Consider the following 25,768-nt stretch of genomic DNA (forward strand, 5'->3'; position numbering starts at 1 on the left):
TGGAATCTCAGGTTTCCACGTGGTGGGTTGGCCGAGAGGCGAGGCAGCGGCCTGCAAAGCCGTATACACGGGTTCGAATCCCGTACCCACCTCTCGTGTGGCCCGCAGCCACGCAAAAAAGACCGCACGGTCTCATAAGGGCGATTGGCGCAGTTGGTTAGCGCGTTTCCTTGACACGGAAGAGGTCGCTGGTTCGAGTCCAGTATCGCCCACAGATAAAGACGCCCCGCGGGGCGTCTTTTTTATTGTCATCTCTCGTTTCCCTTGCCGTGAGAGAGTACAAGTATGAGCGGACAGCACGCACTCTTTCTCGACTTCGACGGCACACTTGCCGACCACGGAATCGTCCCTAAGGCTCACGTCGACGCACTCGCGCGCGTGCGCGACGCCGGTCATCTGGCGTTTCTGTGCACCGGCCGCCCGCACTCGCTCATTCCGCGCGACGTCGAAATGGCGCTCGACGGCGTCATCGGCTCGGCGGGAGCCTACGTCAAAGTGGGGGAGTCAATCCTTGAGGATTCGCGCTTCCCCGCGCACCTTGCCCGCCGAACCGTCGACACGCTCCTCGCAGTCGGCGATTTTCCCTTTGTTCTCGAGGCGCCCGAGGCGACCGTCGGAAACGCGACCGCAGAACAGTACATTCGCGAGCGCCTCGCCACGAGCTTTCGCACCGGCACGGCCTCGCAAAAGGAAACGGGAACGCTCGGGCAGGGATCCGCGGATCTCCTCGGCGCCTTTGAGCGTCACAGTGATCTCTCGCAGGTCTCTTTTGCGAAGGTCGTCGCGTGGCGATGCCCGGTCAGCATTACCGAGATCGCACGGTCAATTGGCCCGGAGGTCCGCGACATGCCCTATTCGATTGGCGAGGATCAGGACACCTCTGGTGAACTGCAACTTTCCGCGATCGACAAGATCGACGGAGTTAAGCGCGTTCTCGAGCACACGGGGATTCCGCTCGAGCGTGCGGTCGGTTTCGGTGATGGCATGAACGATGTCGGCATGCTTCGCGGGGTGGGAGTCCCGGTGCCGGTCGAGGGGTCCGACGCCTCCCGCGCCATCAGCGACCCTGCTTATGTCATGAGTGGGCCTCGCGAAGGCGGTCTTGCCGACGCGCTCGAAAAGCTGGGACTCGTGTAGCTCTACTCCAGCTCGAGGCCGAGCTTCTCCTGGATGGCGGAAAGCTGACCAGCCGACGCCCTCAACAGGTGGGTTTCGTGCTCATCGAGCGGGATGTCGAGCACGCGCTCGACACCGCCACGGCCCACGACGCTTGGGACGCTCATCGCCACACCGCTGACGCCACGGTAGTCATTCAGGACCGTCGAGACCGTCAGCACGGCTTTTTCGTCATTAATGATGGCCTCGCAAATCCGAGCCGCGGAAACCCCGATCGCCAGGTTTGTTGCGCCCTTGCCCTGGATGATTTGGTACGCCGAATTTGCGACCTCGTCGCGCACCGCATCCAGTTCGGCCTCGGTGAAGGCGAGGGAACCGTCGGAATTCCTCCACTCGCGAAGCGGAATGCCGCCGATATTGGCGTTTGACCACACGGCAAACTCGCTATCGCCATGTTCACCAATAATGCGTGCGTGCACGCTGCGTGGGTTCACGCCGATCCGCTTGCTCAAGAGCCATTTGAGCCGGCTCGAATCCAGCACGGTTCCCGAGCTAAAGATGCGAGACGGATCGAGCCCCGTGGCCTGCTGGGCGGCAACCGTGAGGACATCGCACGGATTCGTGACGAGCATGAACATCGCTTCGGGCGCCTGCTCGAGAAGCTGCGGCATAAGGGACCGAAGAATCTTGACGTTGGTGCCCGCAAGATCGAGACGAGTCTGGCCGGGCTTTTGACGCGCACCAGCGGTGATCACGACGACGTCGGCGTCGGCCACGCACGAAATGTCGCTCCCGCCAAGAATCGTCGCTCCTGAGCCGAACTGTGCGCCGTGAGCGAGATCGAGAACCTCGGCCTCGGCCTTAGCGGTCGCGAGGTCGTACAGGGCAATCGTCTGCGCGCTCCCGCGCAGCATCGCGGCATACGCGACGGACGAGCCCACACTGCCGGCGCCGATCACGGCGATCTTGGTGGGGCGAGCGGAGGGAGAACCAGTTGAAACAAGGGGAGCAGTCATGCTTTTATGGTTCGCTCGCGCGAGGCCCTTTGGCAAGTGAGTGATCCTCTTTTCACACGATCGATTCCCTCTCGCAGGCGCAGAAACCTTGAGACCTCACTCGTTAGACTGGGCGGTGGAGCCGGCAGTGTAGGTCGGTTCGCACCCGAGAACTAAAGGAGTCATCCGTGTCCCAGCTTTCCATCGTCCTCGACGGCTCACCCACCACGATCGAGCAGGGGACCACGGGAGAAACGCTGTACGAGGGTCGCCGCGAGATCGTCGCCCTGCGCATCAACGGCGAACTGAAGGACCTGTACATCGCGCCCGCCGAAGGCGACACCGTCGAGGGCGTGGACATCGCGAGTGAGGATGGCCTCAACATTCTGCGTCACTCGTGCGCACACGTTCTCGCGCAGGCCGTTCAGCGTCGCGACAGCAACGCCAAGCTCGGTATCGGCCCGTTTATTACGGACGGCTTCTACTATGACTTCGACGTCGCCGAGCCCTTCACCCCCGAAGACCTCAAAGCGATCGAAAAGGACATGCAGCGCATCGTCAAGGAAGGGCAGCGCTTCCAGCGCCGCGACATCGATGACGCCGACGCGCGCGAAGAGGAAAAGGACGAGCCGTACAAGCTTGAGCTGATTGGCCTGAAATCGAATGCCGATACCGCCGCCGAAGGCGCGAGCGTCGAAGTCGGCGACGGTGGCCTCACGATGTACGACAATGTGAATAAGAAGGGCGAGGTCGTGTGGACCGACCTGTGCCGCGGGCCGCACCTACCCTCGACGCGCCTCATCGGCAATGGCTTCTCCCTCATGCGCTCTGCCGCCGCCTACTGGCGCGGCAGTGAAAAGAACCCCATGCTCCAGCGCATTTATGGAACGGCGTGGGCGACTAAGGACGACCTGAAGGCCTACAAGTTCCGCCTCGAGGAAGCGCAAAAGCGCGATCACCGCAAGCTCGGGAGCGAGCTCGACCTGTTCAGCTTCCCCGATGAAATCGGCTCTGGTCTTGCCGTGTTCCACCCCAAGGGCGCCATGGTACGCATGGAGATGGAAAACTACTCCCGTCAGCGGCACGTCGAGGCCGGGTACGACTTCGTGTACACCCCTCACGCGACCAAAGGGCAGCTCTTCGAAACCTCCGGGCACCTCGACTGGTATCGCGACGGCATGTATCCCCCGATGCATCTCGATGAAGAACGCGATGCTGAAGGCAACGTCACCAAGCAGGGCCAGGACTACTATCTCAAGCCCATGAACTGCCCGATGCACAATCTCGTGTTCGCCGCCCGCGGGCGCTCCTACCGTGAGCTTCCCCTGCGTCTGTTCGAGTTCGGCACCGTGTACCGCAACGAAAAGAGCGGCGTGATCCACGGTCTCACGCGTGCGCGGGGTTTCACCCAGGATGACGCCCACATTTACTGCACGCGCGAGCAGATGCGCGATGAGCTCACAACGCTCCTGACCTTCGTGCTCGACCTGCTCAAGGATTACGGCCTCGACGACTTCTATCTCGAACTGTCGACGAAGAACCCCGAGAAGTTCGTGGGTAGCGATGACGTGTGGGAAGAGGCGACGCGAACCCTCGAAGAAGTCGCGACCGCCTCCGGGCTCGACCTCGTTCCCGATCCGGGCGGCGCTGCTTTCTACGGCCCCAAGATTTCCGTTCAGGCGAAAGACGCGATTGGGCGCACGTGGCAGATGTCGACCATTCAGCTCGACTTCAACCTGCCCGAACGCTTCGATCTCGAATACACGGCGCCCGACGGCTCACGCCAGCGTCCCGTCATGATCCACCGTGCACTCTTCGGCTCCATCGAGCGCTTTTTCGGTGTTCTCACCGAGCACTACGCGGGTGCCTTCCCCGTGTGGCTCGCGCCGGTGCAGGTCGTGGGGATTCCCGTGGCGGGAGAATTCGTGCCCTACCTCGAGGAGGTTGCAGCGAAGCTTCGCGCTCACGGCGTGCGCGTCGAAGTCGATGCGTCTGATGACCGCATGCAGAAGAAGATCCGCAACCACACCAAGGAAAAGGTGCCGTACATGCTGATCGCCGGCGGTGAGGATCGCGACGCCGGAGCCGTGAGCTTCCGCATGCGCGACGGAAGCCAGGACAACGGCATTCCGGTTGACGATGCGGTCGAGCGCATCCTCGAAGCGATCCGCACGAAGGCTCAAGTGTGAACCCGATGAACGGAGAGCAGGAGGCTCGAGTCGGGGAGGCCTTCGAGGACGCCCACGCATTCGCCGGCACCCCCGACTCCCTCCAGCGCCTGTGGACACCGCACCGCGTGGCATACATTCAGGGGGAGGGAAAACCCTCGAGCGCGGATGCTACCGACGAATGCCCGTTTTGCACGGGGCCGGACAAGAGCGATGAGGACGCACTTATCGTTCACCGAGGCGAAGCCGCATTCGTGATTCTCAATCTTTTCCCCTACAACTCCGGGCACCTTCTCGTGTGCCCCTACCGTCACGTGAGCGACTACACCGACCTCACGCGCGAGGAATATCTCGAAATCGCCGAGCTCACGCGAACGGCGATGCGCGTGGTGCGTGCCGTGTCCAATCCCGCGGGCTTCAACCTCGGGATGAACCAGGGAGAGGTTGCCGGGGCAGGAATCGCCGCGCACCTTCACCAACACGTCGTGCCGCGGTGGCTCGGCGATGCGAACTTCCTTCCAATCGTGGGGCGGACAAAGGCCCTCCCGTTCCTGCTCTCGCATACACGCGACATGTTTGCTGAAGCGTGGCCCGAGGCAGGGAAGAAAGGCGTAAAGGAGCACACGTGAGCACTACAGGGCAGTCGCGCGGCTACGGCTACGACGTTTACCGCGATGTCCCTGAGGGCATCGCCCATGCGATGCCATCGTTCGGGGAACGTGCGAAAAAGAAGCCGCGCGGCAAGGTCGCCACGTGGATCATCTTTTTTCTCGCCTTTCTCGCGCTCGCCATCACCGCACTGCTGCTCTTCTACTTTGTGATCCTGCCGCAGGGGATTGGGACGAGCCTCGTCTCGCTCACGGCCGCCCTCGTACCGTTTGGCATTGTGCTCAGCGCCGTGTGGTGGCTTGACCGTAATACGCCTCAGCCGCGCTTCACAAAGACCTACGCCTATTTGTGGGGATCTATCGGCTCCATTGCCATGACGTATATTTTCGGCACGGCCGTCGTCTTTTTGATCGCCATGCAGGCCAAGGATGCAAGCTCTCAGGAATTCCTCGCGGTGGCATTCCAGGCCCCGGTCGTCGAGGAGTCGACGAAGGCGTTTGGGCTCGTGCTGCTCCTCCTTTTCGGGCGGCGCTACATTTCTGGGACGATCGACGGCGTTATTTACGCGATGCTCATCGCTGCTGGCTTCGCCTTTACCGAAAACATCACGTATTTCGCACGATCATTCGCGGCTGCTCAAGTCGAGGGTAACTCGACCGTTTTCTGGCAAACCTTCTTCTTACGTGGGCTTCTTTCACCGTTCGCGCACGCGAGTTTCACCTCGCTCGTCGGGCTCGGTGTCGGTATCGCGGCGGAGCGCCGGAGCCTTCCTCTCTACTTTTTCTTAGGAGCCGGCGGTCTGAGTCTCGGTATGGGCCTGCATGCCCTGTGGAATGGCGGTTCGATGCTCCTCGCGCTCAATGGCGTGACGAGTCTGAAAGGGCTTTTGTTCTGGTACGCGATCATCGAGGTGCCGATCTTCCTCACACTCGCGCTGCTCTTCATTTTCCTTCGCTGGCGCGAGAGGCGGATTCTGCGCTGGCGTCTTTCCGACTACGGGCGTGCCGGGTGGTTTACCCCGAGCGAGGTTGACATGCTCGTGGGCCTGCGCCGCCGTCGCCGCGCCGTGGCCTGGGCGGCAAGTTATGGAGCAGTCGCCTCGTGGACGATGAAAGAGTTCCAGCGCGTGGCGTTGCGCCTCGCCGCACAGCGGCAAGCTGCGCTTGCGGGACACACGTCCTCCAGGATCAAGGAATCCGAAGCCATGTTGCTTTCGCAACTGACTGAAACGCGACGAGTACTGGCCGCGCTCACGTATCCGGTTGCGCCGGCGCGTACAATGGTTCAGCGATAATTTCCGAAGAATGAGGGAAACCGATGTCAGGTCACTCTAAATGGGCAACAACGAAGCATAAGAAAGCTGCGATCGATGCTAAGCGTTCGAAGCTCTTCGCGAAGCTCATCAAGAACATTGAAGTTGCGGCGCGCATTGGCGGCCCCGACCCCGCCGGTAACCCCACGCTCTACGACGCGATCCAGAAGGCTAAGAAGAGCTCCGTCCCGAACGACAACATTGATCGCGCGGTTAAGCGTGGCGGCGGGCTCGATGGCGCAGGAGTCAACTACGAGACTCTCATGTACGAAGGCTATGCCCCCGGCGGCGTCGCGCTTCTCGTCGAGTGCCTTACCGACAACAAGAACCGCGCCGTTTCGGAGGTGCGCGTGGCCTTCACGCGCAACGGTGGAAACATGGCTGACTCCGGCTCGGTGTCCTATCTCTTCAACCGCAAGGGCGTCGTGACCGTCACCAAGGCCGGCCACACGGAAGATGAGCTGCTCGAGATCGTGCTCGACGCTGGTGCCGAAGAGATCAACGACGAGGGCGAGGTTTTCGAGATCATCTCGGAGGCGTCGGACGTCGTCAGCGTCCGCACCGCACTCCAGGAGGCCGGCGTGGACTACGACAGTGCCGAGGCCTCGTTCGTGCCGACCATGCGAACTGCGGTGGATCTTGAAGGTGCCCACAAGGTGCTGCGCCTTATCGACGCGCTCGAAGACAGCGACGACGTGCAGAACGTGTACTCAAACCTCGATATTCCCGAGGACGTTGCCGCGCAGCTCGAGGCCGAATAGTCGGCCCACACGAGGGCTGTATGCGAGTTCTGGGAATTGATCCCGGTCTCACCCGGTGCGGGTTTGGGGTCGTCGATGGCGGCCCCGCCCGATCCGTGCGCCTTGAAGCCGTTGGCGTGATCACATCGGCCCGGGACGCCGGCGTGGATGCACGACTCCTCGAGATTTATCAGGGACTCGTGCACGTGATCGAGCAGTATGCACCGGATATCGTCGCGGTCGAGCGTGTGTTCTCGCAAAATAACGTTTCGACCGTCATGGGGACGGCGCAGGTGTCGGGTCTCGCGATTGTGCTCGCGGCCGAGAGGGGAATCCCGGTCGCGATGCACACTCCTTCCGAGGTTAAACGCGCGATCACGGGCAACGGCCGCGCCGACAAGGCGCAGATTCAAACGATGGTCCAGAAGATCTTGCATTTGGATGCGCCGCCCAAGCCCGCGGATGCGGCGGATGCGGTGGCGATCGGGATCACGCAGCTGTGGCGAGGCGCAGGCCCGGTCAAGTTAGGTTCCGACGGTGCCCGGCGAACAAGCGCCCAAGCTCAGTGGGCCGAGGCCGAGCGAAAGGCTCGACTCGCCCAGGAGAGGTCGACCTCCCGCCTGTAGTCGTACGCGTGTTCTAAAATCGGGGGCGTGATTGCTTCCCTTCGCGGCGCCGTGAGCGCCATCGCTCTCGATTCTTTCGTCCTCGATGTTGGCGGGGTGGGGTACCTGGTCAACACGTCACCACAAACGTTGTCTGCTGTGCGCACGGGGCAAGAAGTGCTCGTGCACACGGAGCTTGTGGTGCGCGAGGATTCGATGACGATCTACGGCTTCTTGACGAAAGACGAAACCGATCTCTTCCGCACGATTCAATCGGTTTCGGGGATCGGTCCGCGAATTGCGATCGCCGTGCTTGCAGTCATGGACCCCGCAACATTCGCGCGCGCGGTCCTCGACGAGGACCTCAAAACCCTGACCTCGGTGCCGGGAATCGGAAAGAAGGGGGCGCAGCGCATGACGCTCGAGCTGAAGGACAAGATCGCTCCCTTCGCGGCGGGCACGTCGGAGGGCGCAGCACCCGCTCCCTCGGCGCCGGAGACCAATGAAAGTTCGGTTCTCGATTCGCGCGCCGCGAAAGACGTCGTGCAGGGTCTCCAGGGCTTGGGGTGGCCCGAGAAGGGAGCCAAGGAGGCCGTCGAGGCGGTGCTGCTGAGCTATGAAGAGTCCGAGCAAGGATCGGGTGCGAGCCTCGATTCGGGTGTGCTGCTGCGCCTTTCGCTCCGTCAGCTGGGTGGTCGCTCATGATTGAACATTCCGGAGTGAGCGGCGAGGGGGCTGAGACAGGCGAGACTCTCCAGCGGATCATCGGTGCGGAAGCCGGCGCCCTTGACCGCGCAGCAGAGGGTGCCCTGAGGCCCCGTGAGCTTGCCGACTTCGTGGGGCAGAAGAAGGTGCGCGAACAGCTCTCGCTTGTGCTCGATGCCGCATCGCTGCGGGGAGCGCCTCCTGAGCACATGCTCCTATCGGGGCCGCCGGGCCTCGGGAAGACAACACTCGCGATGATCATCGCGCATGAGCTGGGCTCGCCCCTCAAAATTACGTCCGGGCCAGCCGTCCAACACGCCGGTGATCTTGCCGCCATTCTCTCGTCGCTTGAAGAGGGTGAGGTGTTGTTCATCGACGAAATCCATCGCCTCGCACGCCCCGCCGAGGAAATGCTCTACATGGCTATGGAGGATTTTCGCGTCGATGTTGTGGTGGGCAAAGGGGTCGGGGCCACGGCGATCCCACTCGAACTTCCCCCCTTTACGGCGGTCGGAGCGACGACGCGCGCCGGGATGCTTCCCTCGCCTCTTCGCGACCGGTTTGGATTCACGGGGCACCTGGACTACTACACGGCTGAAGAACTCGCCCTTGTCATCGCAAGGAGTGCCGCGCGGCTGGAGATAGATATCGATCCTCAAAGCGCGCACGAGATCGCCTCGCGTTCGCGCGGTACGCCGCGTATCGCTAATCGACTTCTGAGGCGCGTACGCGACTACGCCCAGGTGCGCGGCGGCGGCGCGATCACGATGGATTCCACGCTCGAAGCGCTCACGGTGTACGAGGTCGATCCCCGTGGCCTCGATCGCTTGGACCGAGCAGTCCTGCAGGCACTGTGCACAAAGTTTGGTGGCGGACCGGTTGGCCTTTCGACCCTCGCGATCGCGGTAGGAGAAGAAACAGAGACTGTCGAGACCGTCGTCGAACCGTTCCTCGTTCGCGAAGGTCTCCTCGGCCGCACCCCGCGAGGCCGCATCGCGACACCCGCGGCATGGGAGCACCTGGGGCTTGACGTTCCCGCTGTCGACCCCGCGCGTGGCGGAACACTCTTCGATGAGCCCGGACGTGAGGACGGTCGCTTTAACTGAGTGGGGAATAGTGGCCATACGCGGGTACAGTGGAACGGATTGTAACTCCCGATGGAAGGCTCGTCTCGTGCAAAACCCCATGCTTTTGATGATCATCATGCTCGTCGTGATGGCTGTACCGATGTTTCTCATGTCGCGCGGTCAGCGCAAGAGGGTGCAGCAGCACCAGGAACTTGTGAAGTCTCTTGGCGTCGGTGATGAAGTCCGTACCCACTCGGGCTTTTACGGCATGATCGTCGAAGAAGAGGGCGACACGGTGATCCTGGAAACCGAGGACGGCTCGCAGCTCAAGTGGAACCGCAACGCGATCGCCGAGCGTGTCGACAGCTTCGGCGAAAACTCGACCGAAGCGACCTTGAGCGATGCTCCCGCCTCCGATGCCGACCTGCGAAGTGACGCGGCGAAGAGCTCGGACTTCCTCGCTGACGACAGCAAGAACTGAATCGAAGAAGGCGACGCGCGGTACCCACGTGCGTCGCCTTCGTATGACTTAAAGGACCGTTCATGCCAGCACGACGCATAGCGCTTACGACGCTCACCGTCCTGATTCTCGTCCTCGGGGGCATCCTCGGCTTCGGCGTGGCGAACAACGGGTGGAAGGCCGCCCCGAAGCTCGCGCTCGATCTCGAAGGAGGCACTCAGGTCATCCTGCAAGCCAAGTCTCACGGCGGTGAGGCGATCACTCCCGAGCAGATGGAGCAGGCACGCCAGATCATTTCCCAGCGCGTGAACGCGATGGGCGTGGCGGAGACGGAGATCTCCGTCCAAGGCGGCACGAACATTGTCGTGAACGTTCCCGGGAAACTCGATGAGGCCACGAGCGAGGCACTGCGGCGCACCGCCACTATGAGCTTCCGTCCTGTGCTTCTGCAGGTGGCGCCCGACGCCGGTGTTTCCGATGCAGGCGGGGCAAGCGACGGGACGAGCGAGGATGCTGCGTCGCTCGGTCCCGTTGCGCAGGACGTTGCACCCGCCTCGGATGGCGGGGGAGAGGGATCCTCATCGTCCGCGAGCAAAGGCGTGAACAACTATAAAGGGGCGAAGGCCTGGAGCCAGGAGTGGCTCGCCACGGTCGACAAGAAAGAGTTCGCTAAGCTCGACTGCACCGACCCCGACACGCTCAACAACCACTCAGTTACAGGCCGCGACGACGAGGCCGTCGTCGCGTGTGGGGCCGGTGGAACCTCGAAGCTGATCCTCGGTCCAGTTGTCGTCAGCGGCGAAGCGATCAAGGACGCGAACGCCGGTGCGGACAAGAACAAAACCGGTCAGGATACGGGTTTCTATGCAGTCAATCTGACCTTCAACGATGCGGCCGGTAAGGCCTTCGGCGAAATGAGCTCGGCGCTCTACGGCGATCAGGGAGCGACTAAGCAGTTCGCAATCGTGCTCGATTCCCTCGTGATCTCGGCACCGCAGGTCCAGGCCGTGACGACAACCCAATCCACGATTACGGGCAACTTCTCGGCCGATCAGGCGAAGGAACTTGCGAGCCAGCTCAAGTTTGGCGCGCTCCCGCTTGAGTTCACGGTGCAGTCAGAGCAACAGATTTCCGCGACGCTCGGCTCCGATCAGCTCACCTCGGGCCTCATCGCGGGTCTTATCGGTCTTGCTCTCGTCGTCATCTATGCCGCGTTCCAATACCGAGTGCTCTCAATCGTGACAACCGCATCGCTTGCCATCATGGGCGTGCTCGCCTACCTCATCATCACGCTCTTGTCGAACATGCCTGAGATCGGCTATCGCCTTTCGCTTGCAGGTGTCGCCGGCCTTATCGTGTCGATTGCCTTCACGGCGGATTCGTTCATTGTGTACTTCGAACGCGTACGCGACGAAATCCGCGACGGGCGCGGCATCGTGGCAGCGATCGACCACGGCTGGGACCGGGCGAAGCGGACGATCCTCGCGTCCGACGCCGTCAACGTGATCGCCGCTGTCGTGCTGTATCTCGTGAGCGCGGGTGGCGTTCGCGGCTTCGCCTTCACGCTCGGTCTCACGACGGTTCTCGACCTTCTCGTAGTGTTCTTGTTTACGCACCCGCTCCTGCAGAGCCTTGGGCGCACGAACTTCTTCGGCAAAGGGCACCCAGCCTCGGGGCTCGACCCGGCTCTGCTCGGGCGCGATGTTCCAGCGTATGCGGGACGGGCACGCTTCCGCAGCTCTGAAGAGCGCGGTAAGGGACGTAAAGCCAAGGGCAGCGATAGGGGCGCGGCTGGCGTCGGAACTGAAACCCTCGCTGAGCGGAAGGCGCGCCTCGCACGCGAAGCCGCGGAGGAATCGCATGGTGCCGACCACAACGCCACTCCTGCCGGCTCGCACGCAGCGAACACCGAAGCCTCCTCGCCTGAGGACACAACCCCGAAGGAGGACCGCTGATGTCGCGCTTTTCCACGTTCGGCAACGAACTCCACTCCGGTCAACGCTCAATCCCCATTGTTCCCCGCCGCAAATGGTGGTACTTGGGCTCTGCACTCATCCTGGTGATCCTCGCAGCGATCACGGGGGTGCGGGGCGTGAACTGGGGTATCGAATTCACGGGTGGCAGCGAGTTCCAGATCTCGCACGTGAAGAACCCCGACCAAGCTCTCGCTCGTGATGTTGTGCGCGAACACGTGCCTTCGAACGAGCCGCGCATCTCGCAGGTGGGTGGCAATATTCTGCGCGTTCAAACGGAAGAGCTCTCAACCGATGCCACGAAGGCGCTCAGCGCAGACCTCGCGAAGGCGTACAACGTGCCGGCAGAGGACGTTTCGAGCTCATTCGTCGGGCCCAACTGGGGCGGGGACGTCACCGCGAAGGCTATCCAGGGCATCGTGATCTTCATGCTGCTCGTGACCATTGTGATGGCGCTCTATTTCCGAAACTTCAAGTCATCCGTTGCGGCGATGGCAGCGCTCACGCACGACCTCCTCTTCACGATCGTGGCGTACGGCGCGGTCGGCTTCGAAGTCACCCCCGCCACGGTGATCGGTTTTCTTACGGTCCTTGGCTACTCGCTCTACGACACGGTCGTTGTGTTCGACAAGATGCGAGAGAACACTGAGGGCTTCCTCGAGCGCACTGACGCGAGCTTCGCGACCCTCGTCAACCGAGCGACGAACCAGACGCTCGTGCGTTCAATCAATACGTCGGTTGTTGCGCTCTTGCCCGTCGGCTCGATCCTGATTATCGGCGCGTTTATTCTTGGAGCCGGAACGCTGAAGGATATTTCGCTCGCCTTGTTCGTGGGCATCATCGCCGGCACCTACTCATCCATCTTCCTTGCGCCGAGCTTCCTCGTAGACCTGCGTAAGGGCGAAAAATCCATCAAGGACCACACACTGCGCGTTGAGCGCACACATGAAAAGGACGTTGTCACGGCATGACCACTACGCCAGTACCCCCCGAAATTGCCGAAATCGAACGCACACACATCGGGCTCTACCAGGATTTTCCGCAGCCTGGCGTCCTCTTTCGCGATATCACTCCGCTTCTGCGTGACCCCAAAGCGATGAAAACCGTCATCAAGTACTGGGCGAGCACCGTTCCCGCCGAGGTTGATCTGGTTGTGGGAACGGAGGCACGTGGTTTCGTCTTTGGTGCCCCGCTCGCGTACGAGATGGACCGCGGTTTTGTGCCTGTGCGAAAGGCAGGCAAGCTTCCTGGGAAGCCAAACTCTCTCACCTACGACCTCGAATACGGTTCAGCGACGATCGAAATCGCGGAAAACGCCGTCCCGAAGGGTGCGCGCGTTCTCGTTCTCGACGATCTTCTGGCAACCGGCGGCACGGCCGCGGCGACTATCCAGCTCGTTGAATCGCTTGGCGCCGAGGTCGTGGCTGCCAGCTTCCTCATCGAGCTTCTCGGACTCGGTGGCCGTGAAAAGCTCGGTGACATCCCGCTGCACACCGTGTGGAGCATCCAGAACTGACTTTGAGCGCCCTGGACATGGCCACGGGCGTTTTTGGGTCTAAACTGGGATAATTCCGACACGAGGAAGGCGGTGAGCGGCATGGATGCGGATCGTGAGGACTCCCGCCCGCGCAAGGTTTGGGGAACGAAAGATGATCCCCTTCTCCTGCCGCTCATCGACGCAATCCGTGAACTTCATCCGGAAGCCGACCTTTCCCTCGTCTATCGCGCGTATAACGTCGCTGAGTACTGGCATCGCCCCCAGTTTCGCAAGAGCGGCGAGCCATACATTACGCACCCGATTGCGGTCGCGACGATCCTCGCTGGCATGGGATCCCCGCCCGATGTGCTCGCGGCGGCCCTTCTTCACGACACCGTTGAGGACACCGAATACACGCTTGAAGAGCTCACGACTGACTTCGGCGAGACAATCGCCGTCATGGTTGATGGCGTCACGAAGCTCGACAAAGTGCGGTACGGCGAAGCCGCGCAAGCCGAGACCGTGCGGAAAATGATCATTGCGATGAGCCGCGACATTCGCGTTCTGCTCATCAAGCTCGCGGATCGTCTTCACAACGCTCGCACATGGAAGTTTGTGTCGAGTTCGAGCGCTGAACGCAAGGCAAAAGAGACACTCGAGATCTATGCACCGCTCGCGCACCGCCTTGGCCTCAACGCGATTAAGTGGGAGCTTGAGAATCTGAGCTTCCAAGTGCTCTACCCGAAGCTCTACGACGAAGTGGTCGCGCTCGTTGCCGAGCACGCCCCGGCGCGCGAAGAGTACCTTGCGGGCGTGATCGGCACTATCGAGGAAGACATTAAATCCGCGCACATCGAAGGCACGGTGACGGGTAGGCCGAAGCACTACTACTCGGTCTATCAAAAGATGATCGTGCGCGGGCGCTCGTTCAGCGACATCTATGACCTTGTGGGGATCCGCGTGCTCGTGGACACGGTACGCGACTGCTACGCGGTTCTCGGTATTTTGCACGCGCGTTGGAGCCCTATGCCGGGGCGTTTCAAGGATTACATCGCTCTTCCGAAATTCAACCTTTACCAGTCGCTTCATACGACGGTCATCGGACCAGGCGGCAAGCCCGTTGAAATACAGATTCGCACGTGGGATATGCACCGCCGCGCAGAGTACGGCGTTGCCGCTCACTGGAAGTACAAAGCCGCTACGGCCCGCGGCGAAAAGATCGAGGATTCCCCGCAGGGCTCTGCCGTCGGCGGGGATATGTCGTGGCTCCGCCAGCTTCTTGATTGGCAGAAGGACACGACGGATTCCGATGAATTCCTCGAGTCGCTGCGCTACGAGATGGCCTCGAATGAAGTGTACGTGTTTACCCCCAAGGGCGATGTTGTCTCACTCCCGCAGGGGGCGACTCCCGTCGATTTCGCGTACGCGGTTCACACGGAGGTCGGCCACCGCACGATGAGCGCGCGCGTGAATGGCAAGATCGTGTCGCTTAAATCGGAGCTGAACACGGGCGACGTCGTCGAGGTCTTCACGTCGAAGGCAGAGGGTGCAGGCCCCAGCCAGGATTGGCTGAATTTCGTGGCGTCGACTCGTGCGCGCGCGAAGATTCGACAGTGGTTCTCGAAAGAGCGACGCGAAGAGGCGCTCGAACGAGGCCGTGACGAGCTTGCGCTTCAGCTCCGCCGGCAGAATCTGCCGTTGCGTCGCATGCTCACGCACGAGATGCTCACAAACGTCGCGGCGGACCTCAATTACGACTCGGTCGACGCGCTATATACGGCGATTGGTGAGCACCATGTGAGCGCCGAGAATATCGTGGGTCGCCTCATTTCTGAGGTGGGCGGCGCCGAGGGCGTTCAGGACGACATGGCCGAATCGGTCGTGCCATCGCGGGTGCTCGCGAAGCCGCGGCGCGCCTCACATGCCGATCAGGGCGTCGTTGTGGATGGACAGCGTGATTTGTGGGTGAAGCTCGCAAAGTGCTGTGCCCCCGTGCCCGGTGATGACATCGTGGGTTTTGTGACGCGTGGCAATGGCGTGAGCGTGCACTACGCGGCGTGCGCGAATGCGGAGCAGATGCGTGAGAAGCAAGCTGATCGCTTCGTGCCGGTGAGGTGGTCTGGCGCGACGAAACAGGCCTACATGGTTCACGTCAAGGTTGAGGCACTTGATCGGGCACGGCTTCTCACCGATCTCGCTGACGTGATTTCCGAGCTTGAGGTCAATATCCTTTCGGCTTCAGCACACTCGCTTCCGGACCGCATCGGTGTTGCCTTCTTCTCCTTTGAACTTGCGGATCCGTCTCATCTTCGCAACGTGCTCACGCAGGTGCGGAAGGTGTCGGGCGTATTCGATGCTTATCGTGTGACAAGCGATGGCAAGCCGATGTGATCAGTGAGGTGCTGGTGCGCTTCGGCGGCGCGGCATTCGAGCGTATTTTCGATCTCTTTGGCGAGTGCGGCGAGCTTTTTGTAGCGGGCTCGTCCCGTGCGGGGGCCCGAGTAGCCGTTGCCCCGGCCTGAGCGACACGCGCGATAGGCGATGCGCGTGAGGTCGCTGCTTGTTACCCATCCCTGAGCGATGAGCCGTTCGGCATAGACGCGGGCGGTTTCGTCTGCGCCTTTGCGTGCGAGTTCAGCGAAAGCGCGGTGGGGCGCAAGTGTGGGGATTCCCGCTGGATAGACGATGTCTCCGGTGGCGAGGGTGATTTTGCGAAGCTCGAGGTCGTCATAGCGTTGGCTGTGACGTTCTGAGGCGACGATGAGGCGTGAAGGGGAGTAGTCGCCGCCGCACCATACCCAAGCCGCGGTGTGATCTGCGATGACTGCCCCCGGCGCGGTCGCGGTAGGGGACATCCGTTCGAGGGCAACGCCAACGGCGGCTGCCCGCTCGCGTACGCCAACCGTGGGAGTGAGGGCCAGGGCGAATCCCGAGCCGAGTGAGGCGAGCGGTAGGTCTCGCGCGAGAAACGGAAGCGATGCGCCGGGCTCGAGGAGGAGTGCGTGCCCCACGTCGAAGGCGAACGGCGCGCGGCCTGCTTCGCGAAGGTGAGGCGCGAGGCACGCTGTCGCGGTGGCATGTGCGGGGCGAGTCATGGCACCAGAATCACATGGAAGGCGGGAGCCCGCATGGCCCCCGCCTTTCATTGTGGAGAACTTTAGCTGTTGAGCAAGCTCAACGCCTAGCCAAGATCTTGAGCACTACGCTCGATCACTTCGAGCCATTCGCGTCGAGCGTCAAGAGCGGCCTGTGCCTTCTCGATCTTCTTTGCATCACCCGTGGCTTTGGCCTTCTCGAGATCCTCTTCGTAGCTCGCGATGGCTGCGTGCAGCTGCGAGGAGGCGCCCTCGACGCGTGCCTTGGTGCGCGGGTCGGTCCGGCGCCACTCGTCGTCCTCAGCCTTCTGGAACGCGGCGCGAACGGCGCGGATACGGTCCTCGACGCGACGCATCGCGTTGCGGGGGACACGCCCAGCGGCGTCGTAGCGGTCCTCGATCGAGCGGAACTGCTCCTTTGCCTTATCCAAATCGGTGATGGGCAAAAGGGCCTCAGCCTCGGCGAGGAGGGCTTCCTTCACCTTGAGGTTTTCGGACTGTTCCGCCTCGATCTTCTTGAGGTCGGCGTTGCGGCGATCAAAGAAGGAATCCTGCGCGGCTTTGAACTTTGCCCACTGGGCGTCGTCCTTCTTGCGGTTGCCGCGGGGAGCAGCACGCCACTGATCCATGAGCGAGCGGAACTCCCGGGCCGTAGGGCCGAAGTCTTCCGAGTCCTGGATAGCCTCCGCCTGTTCGATGAGGCGCGCCTTGATCTTTTCCGCCTTGGCATGCTGTTCATCGAGCTCACTGAAGTGCGCCCGGCGCTTGCGGTCAAATTCGCTTCGGGCGGCTGAGAGGCGCTTCCACAGCTTGTCCTCGACTTCCCGTTCGAGCGACACCTCGTTCTTTTGCATCTCTTTCCAATTCGGCACCATCGAGCGCATCGTCTCGGCGGCCTTCTTCCAGGAGATGCGGTGGGAGTCGGTGGCGACGAGCTCCTCGATTCCTTCGACGAACGCAGTGCGCTTCTTGGTCGACTCCTCGCGGGCGGCGAGGCGTGCCTTCTCAAGTTCGCCGATGAGCTCCTTCGCCTTCTCTCGAAGTTCGTGGGCGCGCTCGCGCAGCGCGGGGATGTCGCCGACGACCTTCGGTTCCTTCATGTTCTTACGCATCTGCTCGAGGATGCGGTTGAGGTCTGCCTGGGTGAGTCCGGGAACCTGGAGCTTCTGCTCGACCACGTCGAGGAATGCGCTCAGATCGAGGTAGGCGTGGGCGAACCGGGTGAGTGCCTTTTCGCGCTCGGTGCCCTTTTCAACGGTGCCGATTTCGCGGATCTGGGTGCCGTCCTTCACCGTGACGGTGCCTTCGTCGGTCACGTCGCCGAACGTGAGGGCTTCGGTGACTTTGGCGTCGTCGTAGCTTGTTGCAGTGGGAACGATAGGAACGAGCGGGGTGCGCGGCGCCTTACCTTTGAGCTGTGCGGGGGAGCCGGGCTTAGGGGCGCTGGGCTTTGGTGCTCCCGGCTTTGGGGCACTGGGCTTAGGTGCCGACGTCTCGGCTGCTTCTTCCGACGCCTCCGCCGCTTTTGGCGCTTCTGCTTCGGTGGCCTGCTCGCTTGCCTCTGCTGAGTCAGGGGCCTGCGTGGCCTGAGGGGAATGAGGGGCCTCAGGCGTTGCAGGGGCCTCGGGCGCGGCGGGGTTCTCGGGGGTGTTCTGGTCGTTCTCGTTCACGAGCTTCTCCTAGGATTCGAGGGCACCGGGGTGCCTCGGACAGGGGACGGGGCATATTGCCTCGCACCAACGGCGGCGCATTAGCCACGGCATTACCTGAAACTGTATCGCGGATAACACTGCGAACGGAATTCGATGCCGCGGCATGGGAAACGCGGCACGATAGTAGGCATGACTGATGTGCGCGCCACTCTCGATTTTGTGCTGTCCCCCTATTTAAGTGCCACGTGCTCGATCCTGAATGACGGAACCGACGCGCTCGTCGTGGACCCCGGGCTCGAGGTCCACGCTGAAGTTACGAACGTGCTCGAGGAGAAGGGCCTCAACCTGCGAGCGATCCTCGTGTCTCACGGCCACCTCGACCACGTTGCCGACGCCGCCCTCCTAGCCTCGCAGTTCAACGTTCCGGTGTACGTGGGCGCTCGCGACGAATACAGGCTTGAGGACCCTATGGGCCAGCTACCGTCGGCATTTACCAACCAGATCCGGCCCCGCTGGGACGCGCGCGGCTGGTCTAAGCCCGCGGACGTGCGCCCCCTTGGGGACGGCGATGCCCTCGATGCGGGGAACCTGCGCCTCGTCGCACACGCGTATCCCGGACACACGGAAGGCTCGACGCTCTATCTCTTCGACGGTCCCGTGCACATCAATCCGCTCGTCGGTGTGACGCCGCGTGCCCTCACCGCGCCCGCCCTGGCCTTCACCGGAGACGTGTTGTTCAAGGGAACGATCGGCCGCACCGATCTTCCGGGCGGCAACCCTGAAGAGATGAAGGCTTCGCTTACGAAGCTTCGAGGGTTCGCTCTTGAGCATGCTGAGGCAGTGATTGTGCCGGGCCACGGCCCCCTGAGCATTTTCCGGGACGAACTCGCGGATAATGGATACCTGCGCACCGCCTTCTGAGGCTGGATCAGCGTAGAAGACACCACAACTTGTCAAGGAGAATAGCCCATGGCGAAAGTGACGCCGCTTTCCGGATTTCCCGAATGGCTCCCTGCCGAGCGACGCATCGAGCAGCACGTGATGGACACGTTCCGGGATGTCGCAGAGCTGCACGGCTTCTCCAATATCGAGACCCGTGCGGTTGAGCCGCTCGACCAACTTCTGCGCAAAGGAGAGACCAGTAAAGAGGTCTACCTGATCTCGCGCCTTCAAGCCGACGATGAGGATCGCGAGAAGGAGGGCCAGAAGCTCGGCCTTCACTTCGACCTCACCGTCCCGCTTGCACGGTACGTTCTCGAGAATCAAAACGATCTCGCGTTCCCCTTCCGCCGCTACCAGATTCAAAAGGTATGGCGCGGCGAACGCCCCCAGGACGGCCGTTTCCGCGAGTTTTATCAAGCGGATATCGACATCATTGGGCAAGATACGCTGCCCTCTCACATGGATGCCGATGTCGCGATCGTGATGGCCGAGGTGCTCGGAAAACTCCCGATTCCTGGCTTCACGATCTCGGTGAACAATCGCAAGCTTTCGCAGGGCGTCTTCGAGGCACTGGGGCTCACCGACATCGAAAGTGTCCTCAGGCAGCTCGACAAACTCGCCAAGGTTGGCGAAGCGGAGGTGCGCACACTCCTCATCGAGCACGCGGGAGCGAGCGGAGAGCAGGCCGACGGCTGCCTTGCTTTCGCGCGGATCAAGGCGACCCATGAGGACCTTGCCGAGAAAGTCAACGCACTTGGCGTCTCGAGCGAGGCGATTACGCACGCACTCGAGGAGCTGAGCTTCGTGATCCGCACCGTCAACGCCTCGGTGCCGGGCGCTTGCATCGCCGATCTCTCGATCGCGCGAGGTCTCGACTACTACACGGGAACGGTGTTCGAAACCTTCGTAGAGGGCCACGAGGATCTTGGTTCGATCTGCTCGGGCGGCCGGTACGACACGCTCGCAACCGACAACCGCCACTCCTACCCGGGCGTTGGTCTTTCGATTGGTCTTTCTCGTCTTGTCTCGCGGCTCGTGACGCGGTCGCTCGCGACCTCCACGAGGGCGGTGCCGACCGTCGCACTCGTCGCGGTAGCGGACGAGGAGCACCGTGAGGCGAGCGTCGACGTCGCCCGGGTGCTGCGTTCGCGAGGTATTTCTGCCGAAGTCGCACCGAGTGCCGCGAAGTTCGGCAAGCAGATCAAGTACGCGGATCGGCGCGGTATTCCCTTCGTCTTCTTCCCCTCCGAGGAAGGCAGGGGAGAAGTGAAAGACATTCGCAGCGGCGAACAGTCCCCAACCGACGCACACACGTGGCAGCCACCACAAGACGACATGACCGCGCGTGTGGTGGCGACCACCTCGACCAAATAACCTGAAATAAGAACGCCTTTAAGGGAGTTAGAAACGACATGGCTACCGTAGAAATGACCAAGGAAAACCACGACGAACTCGTCAAGGACGGGATCGTCTTCATCGACTTCTGGGCAGAATGGTGCGGTCCGTGCCAGCGCTTCGCTCCGATTTTCGAGAAGGCTTCGGAGGAGAACCCCGACGTGACCTTCGCGAAGGTTGACACGGAGGACCAAACCGAACTGCAAATGCAGTACGGCGCAACCTCGATCCCCACCATCGTGGCGTACCGCGATGGCATCCCCGTGTTCGGCCAGCCCGGCGCCCTTCGCCAGGCTGATCTTGACTCGCTCATCGCGCAGGTGCGCGGTCTCAACATGGATGAGGTCCGCAAGGCCTACGAAGAGCAGCAGGCGAAACAGGGCAAGTAAGCACTTGCTCTCCGCAAGAGGGAAGAGGCTCGCCAGGAACGGCGAGCCTCTTCCCTTTTTGAAAGTGTTCGGTTTTAAAAAATGGGGAGCTGTCGGTATAGTGCTGCGCATGATATCGGAAAGCGCCGCAGCCCCTCCCCGTAGCAAACCTAAGCGCCAGCAGGCCGTGCTCACCGTTCAGGACAAGACGCAGGTGAGTAAGAATCTCGTGAGGCTCTGCCTTGGCGGCTCTGACTACGTAAAGCTCAATCGCAATTCGTGTACGGATGCTTACGTCAAGCTCCTTTTGCCACGGCCGGGAAGCGGTCTAGCAGCACCCTTCGACATGGATCGGCTGCGAATTGAGGCCCCCGAACTCCTGCCCGCACGCCGCACGTATACGGTCCGCCGCTGGGATGATGCGAATGAACGGCTCTGGATTGACGTTGTCCTGCACAACGCTCCGGGTCAGCACGGCCTTGCATCCGACTGGGCCACACGTGCGCACGAAGGTGACCAAATCGCGCTCATGGGGGCTGGTGGTGGCTATTCGCCGCACCCAGAAGCCGATCTCCACGTCCTCGTGGGGGATCACGCAACAGTCCCGGCGATCGCCGCCGCGCTGGAGGTAATGCCGTCGAGCGCACGGGGCCACGCCGTCATTCACGTCGAGGACGAAGCCGATATTCTCTCTCTTTCTCACCCGGAGGGCTTTTCGCTCGAATGGGTTGTTGGCGCGCGCGAAGGGCTTCTCGTGGCTGTCGAAACGCTCGATATTCCACACGACATCATCGACAAGCGCGGTGTCCATGTCTTTTGCCACGCCGAACGCGGCCTCACGAAGCAGTTGCGTGCCCATCTCGTGCGCGAAAGGGGCATTGCGCGCGAAGACATTTCGATCTCGGCGTATTGGGCGCTCGGCCGAGTGGAAGATCGATTCCAAGCAGAAAAGCGCGAAGCGATCGGTCGCATCGACCCCGATTGAGGGCGGTCTTGCTACGGCTCGTGCTCCACACCTAGGTGTTTTCCAAGTCCTTGCACTGCCGAGAACATGCTGCGAAGAACAGTCGCTAGTCTCGAAGCATGAACAGCACAGTCACGCAGTTGCCGAGCTGGGCGAGCTCGAGCCCGCTCATGGAGAGCTACTACCTCACCGAGTGGGGAGTGCCCATCACCGATGAGCAGGGCGTCTTCGAACGCCTGAGCCTCGAAGTATTCCAATGCGGGTTGTCGTGGAAAACGATTCTGGCGAAGCGCGATGCTTTCCGCGAGGTCTTCCACCATTTCGCGGTCGATCGCGTCGCAGCTATGGGGGAATACGACATCGATCGGCTCATGGAGGATGGGCGGATCATCCGCAACCGTCGGAAAATTGAGGCGGTTATTGGCAACGCTCGTGCCGCCCGAGCGCTGCGCGATGACGGGACCGATCTTGCACGACTCCTGTGGAGCTATGTCCCAGAACAGACCTACGCGCCCCGAACTCAGGAGGAGATTCCCGCGCGCGATGAGACCTCGGCGCGTATGTCCGCTGATCTCAAGGCGCGCGGGTTTTCATTTGTGGGGCCCACGACCTGCTTCGCCCTCATGGAGGCGATCGGCATCGTCGACACGCACCTCGTCACCTCACCGCGGCGCGGCAGCTCGGGCGTATTCGATTCCGACGGTCGCCGCATGCCCGGCGAGGCAGGCTAAGAACGTGTGCGCTCAGGCCGGATTTTTAGAATCGAGATCGACTTCGATCACGCCATCAGTCACGCGTGAGTCGTACACGGGCAGGGTGTAGGCGTCGTTGGCGTAGCACTTGCCGGTTTCGAGATCGTAGACCTCTTTGTAAATGGGGCTCGCGAGTGTCGCACGGCGCGCGCCTTCGACGTCGCGGTCGCCAACGATGCCGCGCGACATGACGCCCTGCTGGGTTCGGGGGTCAACGTTTGACACGACGTAGATCTTCTCGTCCCATGCCTTCACGACGGCGACTTGTTCGGTGCCAAACAGAGCGGCTTCGGGAAGGTTCGGGTCGATGTCGGTGACCTTGCAGATGCTTTGCCAGTTGCTCATGAGTGTCCTCGCTTGTCGTGCCGCGAGAAGTGCGGCAGTAGGGGCTATGGCGGGAATTAGCCGCGGTCATTGTAGGGAGCTGGCCAGTGGTTTTGCAGACCAAAGTCCCCCGCGTGGGGCGCATGACTTCGCTGTGAAATTCCCTCGTTCTTGTGCCTCTACTGTACTCGAATAACCCACCGCTCATTGTGTAGGGTTGGAAGACGTCTACACCCCTAAGTCTTCGAAGTAGGAGCCGCCTTGAGCACTACCGACGTAACCCCCAACTCTGAAGCAACAGGCGAGGAAACCCTCGTCAAGCACGTCGTCGTCGTGGGCGGTGGCCCAGCTGCCCAGCGATTCGCCGAAACTATGCAGGCACGCGACAGGGCCGGCGCTTACAAGATCACCGTGATCTCTGAGGAGAACGTCGAGCCCTACGATCGCGTGAACCTCGCGAAGCGCTGGGACAAGAGCTACGACCTCACCCTCGGTGACCGCTCCCTGTGGGAGGACCCGCGTATCGATCTTCGCCTTGGTGATCGCGTGAACTCGATCGAGCCCGAATCCAAGCTCGTGCGCACCTCTTCCGGCACCGTGTACGGCTACGACGAGCTCGTTCTCGCGACCGGCTCGAATGCCTTCACTCCGCCGATCAACGGCTGGGACACCAAGGGTGTGTTCGTGTACCGCACCGTTGACGACGTCGACGGCATGAGCGCGACGGTTGAGGCGCTCAAGGACGATGAAAAGCGCACGGGTAAGGCCATTGTTCTCGGCGGCGGTCTCCTCGGCCTCGAAGCCGCTGGTGGCCTCGCGAGCGAGGGCTACGAAGTTCACCTCGTTGAGCTCGCCGGATGGCTCATGCCGGCTCAGCTTGACGAAGGCGGCGGCAACCTTCTCAATCGCCTCATCGAGCAGCGTGGCATCGTGCTACACACGGGCGTGAGCCTCGAGCAGGTGCTCGCCCGCATCGAGTACCGCAAGGGCAATACTGCAGACGAAGAGGCAATTAACGCCGCAGCCTCGAACGTGCGCGGGGTCAAGCTTTCCGATGGCACCGAGCTCGAAGCTGACCTCGTGTGTCTCGCCGTGGGCATTCGACCGCGAGACGAGCTCGGCAAGGTGAACGGCTTCGAAATGGGTCCGCGCGGCGGCATTATGGTCGGCCAGGATTGCCGCACGTCGGTCGAGCACGTGTGGGCGATTGGCGAATGTGCCGCGATGGAGGGCCGCACCATCGGCCTCGTGGCTCCCGCGAACACGATGGCTGAGGTCGTTGCGGATCAGCTCCTCGGCGGCGAAAAACTCTTCGGCGAAATCGACGGTTCCACCAAACTCAAGCTGTCCGGCATCGACGTTGCAAGCTTCGGCGATGCGAAGGGCGCGGAGAAAGACTCACTCGACGTCGTCTACGCCGACCCCACTCGCGGCATCTATCAGCGACTTGTCATGAGTCCCGATGCGGCCGTGCTGCGCGGCGGCATCCTTGTGGGCGATGCCTCGAACTATTCAACGCTTCGCGCTTACGTTGGGCGCGAGCTTCCGGGCGATCCGGCCGCTTACCTGGCGGCGGGCGGCGGCGAAGTGCCCGATTCAGGCGATATGCCCGATGACGTCATCGTGTGCTCGTGCAACAACATTTCCGCGGGCACCATCAAGGCGGCGATCAATGGCGAGGGAGACTTTGCCGAAGCCTGCCACGACATTCCGTCGATCAAGGCCGCAACGACGGCAGGCACTCAGTGTGGCTCGTGCGTTCCGCTCATGACGAAGATCCTCAGTGCCGAGCTCGCGAAGTCCGGTATCGCGATGTCGCGCGGGCTGTGCGAGCACTTCTCGATGCCGCGTGCGGAGCTGTTCCAGATCGTCAAAGAGCACGACCTCAAGAGCTTCCCCGAGGTCATCGGCCGCTATGGCAAGGGCAACGGCTGCGATGTGTGTAAGCCCGTCGTCGCGTCGATCCTCGCGTCGCTTCGCGACGATTACATCCTCGGCAAAGGGCTCCAGGAGCTCCAGGATACGAACGACCGCTTCATCGCCAACATGCAAAAGGATGGCACCTACTCGGTGATCCCACGTATGCCCGGCGGCGAGGTCAACCCCGAGGCGCTCGTCGTTCTCGCGGAAGTCGCGCGAGACTTCAACCTGTACACGAAGATCACCGGCGCGCAGCGCATCGGTCTGTTCGGCGCCCGCCTCGAGCAGCTTCCGAACATTTGGACGCGCCTCGTGGAGGCCGGGTTCGAGTCGGGCCAGGCCTACGGCAAGAGCCTCCGCGCGGTCAAGAGCTGCGTGGGAACGGACTGGTGCCGTTTCGGTCAGCAGGATTCCGTCGGCATGGCTGTGCTCCTCGAGAACCGCTACAAGGGCCTGCGCTCGCCGCACAAGTTCAAGCTCGGCGTATCGGGCTGTGCACGTGAATGTGCTGAGGCCCGCGGCAAGGACATCGGCGTGATCGCCACTGATAAGGGCTGGAACCTCTACGTGGGCGGTAACGGCGGCTTTACTCCCCGCCATGCCGACGAGTTCGCGCAAGACCTTAGCGACGAAGAACTCGTGAAGGTTATTGACCGCTTCCTGATGTACTACATCTCGGATGCCGATAAGCTCCAGCGCACCGCATCGTGGGTCGAAGCTAGGGGCATTGACCACGTCAAGGAAGCCGTGCTCGAGGATTCCATGGGCATGGGCGAGCAGTGGGAGCACGAGATGCAGAAGTTCGTGGACAACCACAAGGACGAGTGGGTTGAGGCCGTGAAGGATCCCCAGAAGCTTTCGCGCTTCCGGTCCTTCATCAACGCCCCCGACACGCCGGATCCGCTTTTTGCGCGCGTGCCGATGCGCGATCAGAACCGCCCGGCCACCCTCGAAGAGCGCGAAGAGGTCCTCATTTCGGGCCCGGTAATCTCGTTCCGCGATGCCCATGGCCAGGAGGTTTCCGCCGATCAGGTTCTCGAGCGCAAGTAATTGCGTGAAGGCTTCTGATTTCTCAGTCGCACACCAGTGGCGGGGCCGCGTCGTTGATCTGACGGATCACCGCGGCCCC

The 25,768-nt window shown here is 61.8% G+C and carries 23 protein-coding genes and 2 tRNA genes; 21 read left to right on the forward strand and 4 right to left on the reverse strand.

Annotation, left to right across the window (positions count from 1 at the left end; all coding sequences use genetic code 11):
* The first annotated feature begins 21 nt into the window (after positions 1–21).
* The 3 genes from DEHOM01_RS09055 (at position 22) to DEHOM01_RS09065 (ending at position 1,137) form a co-directional block, all read left to right on the forward strand.
* Positions 22–92 (forward strand) — tRNA-Cys (locus tag DEHOM01_RS09055).
* Positions 93–138: 46 nt separating this feature from the next.
* Positions 139–212, forward strand: a tRNA-Val gene (locus tag DEHOM01_RS09060).
* A 73-nt stretch (positions 213–285) separates the two neighbouring features.
* The gene (locus DEHOM01_RS09065) at positions 286–1,137 is read left to right on the forward strand and encodes an HAD family hydrolase (protein WP_061212482.1); all 852 of its coding nucleotides are present in this window, start codon (positions 286–288) and stop codon (positions 1,135–1,137) included.
* A gap of 2 nt (positions 1,138–1,139) precedes the next feature.
* Here DEHOM01_RS09065 and DEHOM01_RS09070 read toward each other — a convergent pair whose 3' ends face one another.
* On the reverse strand, positions 1,140–2,132 hold the full coding sequence (locus tag DEHOM01_RS09070) for an L-lactate dehydrogenase (protein ID WP_061212500.1): 993 nt from the start codon (positions 2,130–2,132) through the stop codon (positions 1,140–1,142).
* Positions 2,133–2,299: 167 nt separating this feature from the next.
* Between DEHOM01_RS09070 and thrS the strand changes: the two genes are divergently transcribed.
* The 12 genes from thrS (at position 2,300) to DEHOM01_RS09130 (ending at position 15,618) form a co-directional block, all read left to right on the forward strand.
* Complete coding sequence (gene thrS / locus DEHOM01_RS09075; protein ID WP_016664402.1) at positions 2,300–4,300, forward strand: threonine--tRNA ligase; 2,001 nt, start codon at positions 2,300–2,302, stop codon at positions 4,298–4,300.
* 5 nt (positions 4,301–4,305) lie between these two features.
* Complete coding sequence (locus DEHOM01_RS09080) at positions 4,306–4,908, forward strand: HIT family protein (protein WP_061212501.1); 603 nt, start codon at positions 4,306–4,308, stop codon at positions 4,906–4,908.
* A complete protein-coding gene (locus DEHOM01_RS09085; protein ID WP_061212483.1) occupies positions 4,905–6,182 on the forward strand; it encodes a PrsW family intramembrane metalloprotease in 1,278 nt (425 codons plus the stop codon). Before DEHOM01_RS09080 ends, DEHOM01_RS09085 begins: the two co-directional genes overlap by 4 nt.
* Positions 6,183–6,205: 23 nt before the next feature.
* On the forward strand, positions 6,206–6,961 hold the full coding sequence (locus DEHOM01_RS09090; protein ID WP_061212484.1) for a YebC/PmpR family DNA-binding transcriptional regulator: 756 nt from the start codon (positions 6,206–6,208) through the stop codon (positions 6,959–6,961).
* 20 nt (positions 6,962–6,981) lie between these two features.
* On the forward strand, positions 6,982–7,566 hold the full coding sequence (gene ruvC / locus DEHOM01_RS09095) for a crossover junction endodeoxyribonuclease RuvC (RefSeq protein WP_061212485.1): 585 nt from the start codon (positions 6,982–6,984) through the stop codon (positions 7,564–7,566).
* A gap of 27 nt (positions 7,567–7,593) precedes the next feature.
* Entirely contained in the window at positions 7,594–8,250 is a 657-nt protein-coding gene (ruvA, locus tag DEHOM01_RS09100; protein ID WP_061212486.1) for a Holliday junction branch migration protein RuvA, read from the forward strand.
* On the forward strand, positions 8,247–9,356 hold the full coding sequence (gene ruvB / locus DEHOM01_RS09105; RefSeq protein WP_061212487.1) for a Holliday junction branch migration DNA helicase RuvB: 1,110 nt from the start codon (positions 8,247–8,249) through the stop codon (positions 9,354–9,356). The genes ruvA and ruvB overlap by 4 nt, the downstream gene beginning before the upstream one ends.
* 67 nt (positions 9,357–9,423) lie before the next feature.
* Entirely contained in the window at positions 9,424–9,798 is a 375-nt protein-coding gene (yajC, locus tag DEHOM01_RS09110) for a preprotein translocase subunit YajC (RefSeq protein ID WP_061212488.1), read from the forward strand.
* 62 nt (positions 9,799–9,860) lie between these two features.
* Complete coding sequence (gene secD / locus DEHOM01_RS09115) at positions 9,861–11,732, forward strand: protein translocase subunit SecD (RefSeq protein ID WP_061212489.1); 1,872 nt, start codon at positions 9,861–9,863, stop codon at positions 11,730–11,732.
* A complete protein-coding gene (gene secF / locus DEHOM01_RS09120; protein ID WP_156468341.1) occupies positions 11,732–12,721 on the forward strand; it encodes a protein translocase subunit SecF in 990 nt (329 codons plus the stop codon). Before secD ends, secF begins: the two co-directional genes overlap by 1 nt.
* Entirely contained in the window at positions 12,718–13,266 is a 549-nt protein-coding gene (locus tag DEHOM01_RS09125) for an adenine phosphoribosyltransferase (protein ID WP_016664412.1), read from the forward strand. Before secF ends, DEHOM01_RS09125 begins: the two co-directional genes overlap by 4 nt.
* An 81-nt stretch (positions 13,267–13,347) precedes the next feature.
* Positions 13,348–15,618, forward strand: coding sequence for a RelA/SpoT family protein (locus tag DEHOM01_RS09130; RefSeq protein WP_061212491.1), 2,271 nt, complete (start codon positions 13,348–13,350; stop codon positions 15,616–15,618).
* On the opposite strand, the gene DEHOM01_RS09135 is transcribed toward DEHOM01_RS09130, so the two are convergent.
* Together DEHOM01_RS09135 and DEHOM01_RS09140 are read right to left on the reverse strand one after the other, a co-directional pair.
* Entirely contained in the window at positions 15,585–16,322 is a 738-nt protein-coding gene (locus tag DEHOM01_RS09135; protein WP_156468342.1) for a hypothetical protein, read from the reverse strand. The genes DEHOM01_RS09130 and DEHOM01_RS09135 overlap by 34 nt on opposite strands.
* Before the next feature lie 86 nt (positions 16,323–16,408).
* Positions 16,409–17,992 carry a DUF349 domain-containing protein gene (locus DEHOM01_RS09140; protein WP_061212493.1) on the reverse strand — a complete coding sequence of 528 codons (1,584 nt, stop codon included), beginning with the start codon at positions 17,990–17,992 and terminating at the stop codon, positions 16,409–16,411.
* Positions 17,993–18,163: 171 nt separating this feature from the next.
* Here DEHOM01_RS09140 and DEHOM01_RS09145 point away from each other — a divergent pair, with 171 nt between their 5' ends.
* From DEHOM01_RS09145 to DEHOM01_RS09165, 5 genes are all read left to right on the forward strand, one after another.
* On the forward strand, positions 18,164–18,895 hold the full coding sequence (locus DEHOM01_RS09145) for an MBL fold metallo-hydrolase (protein ID WP_061212494.1): 732 nt from the start codon (positions 18,164–18,166) through the stop codon (positions 18,893–18,895).
* A gap of 48 nt (positions 18,896–18,943) precedes the next feature.
* The gene (gene hisS / locus DEHOM01_RS09150) at positions 18,944–20,290 is read left to right on the forward strand and encodes a histidine--tRNA ligase (protein WP_061212495.1); all 1,347 of its coding nucleotides are present in this window, start codon (positions 18,944–18,946) and stop codon (positions 20,288–20,290) included.
* A gap of 38 nt (positions 20,291–20,328) precedes the next feature.
* A complete protein-coding gene (locus tag DEHOM01_RS09155; protein WP_016664418.1) occupies positions 20,329–20,700 on the forward strand; it encodes a thioredoxin family protein in 372 nt (123 codons plus the stop codon).
* A 109-nt stretch (positions 20,701–20,809) separates the two neighbouring features.
* Positions 20,810–21,664: a siderophore-interacting protein gene (locus DEHOM01_RS09160; RefSeq protein WP_061212496.1), complete on the forward strand. Its 855-nt coding sequence runs from the start codon at positions 20,810–20,812 to the stop codon at positions 21,662–21,664.
* Between the two features lie 98 nt (positions 21,665–21,762).
* Entirely contained in the window at positions 21,763–22,374 is a 612-nt protein-coding gene (locus tag DEHOM01_RS09165) for a DNA-3-methyladenine glycosylase I (RefSeq protein ID WP_061212497.1), read from the forward strand.
* 12 nt (positions 22,375–22,386) lie between these two features.
* Here the strand turns inward: DEHOM01_RS09165 and nirD are convergent, their stop codons facing one another.
* Positions 22,387–22,740 carry a nitrite reductase small subunit NirD gene (gene nirD, locus DEHOM01_RS09170; RefSeq protein ID WP_061212498.1) on the reverse strand — a complete coding sequence of 118 codons (354 nt, stop codon included), beginning with the start codon at positions 22,738–22,740 and terminating at the stop codon, positions 22,387–22,389.
* Positions 22,741–22,980: 240 nt separating this feature from the next.
* On the opposite strand from nirD, the gene nirB reads away from it, so the two are divergent.
* On the forward strand, positions 22,981–25,689 hold the full coding sequence (nirB, locus tag DEHOM01_RS09175; RefSeq protein ID WP_061212499.1) for a nitrite reductase large subunit NirB: 2,709 nt from the start codon (positions 22,981–22,983) through the stop codon (positions 25,687–25,689).
* Positions 25,690–25,768: the final 79 nt, after the last annotated feature.

This window comes from Dermabacter hominis NBRC 106157 (assembly GCF_001570785.1).
Lineage (GTDB): Bacteria > Actinomycetota > Actinomycetes > Actinomycetales > Dermabacteraceae > Dermabacter > Dermabacter hominis.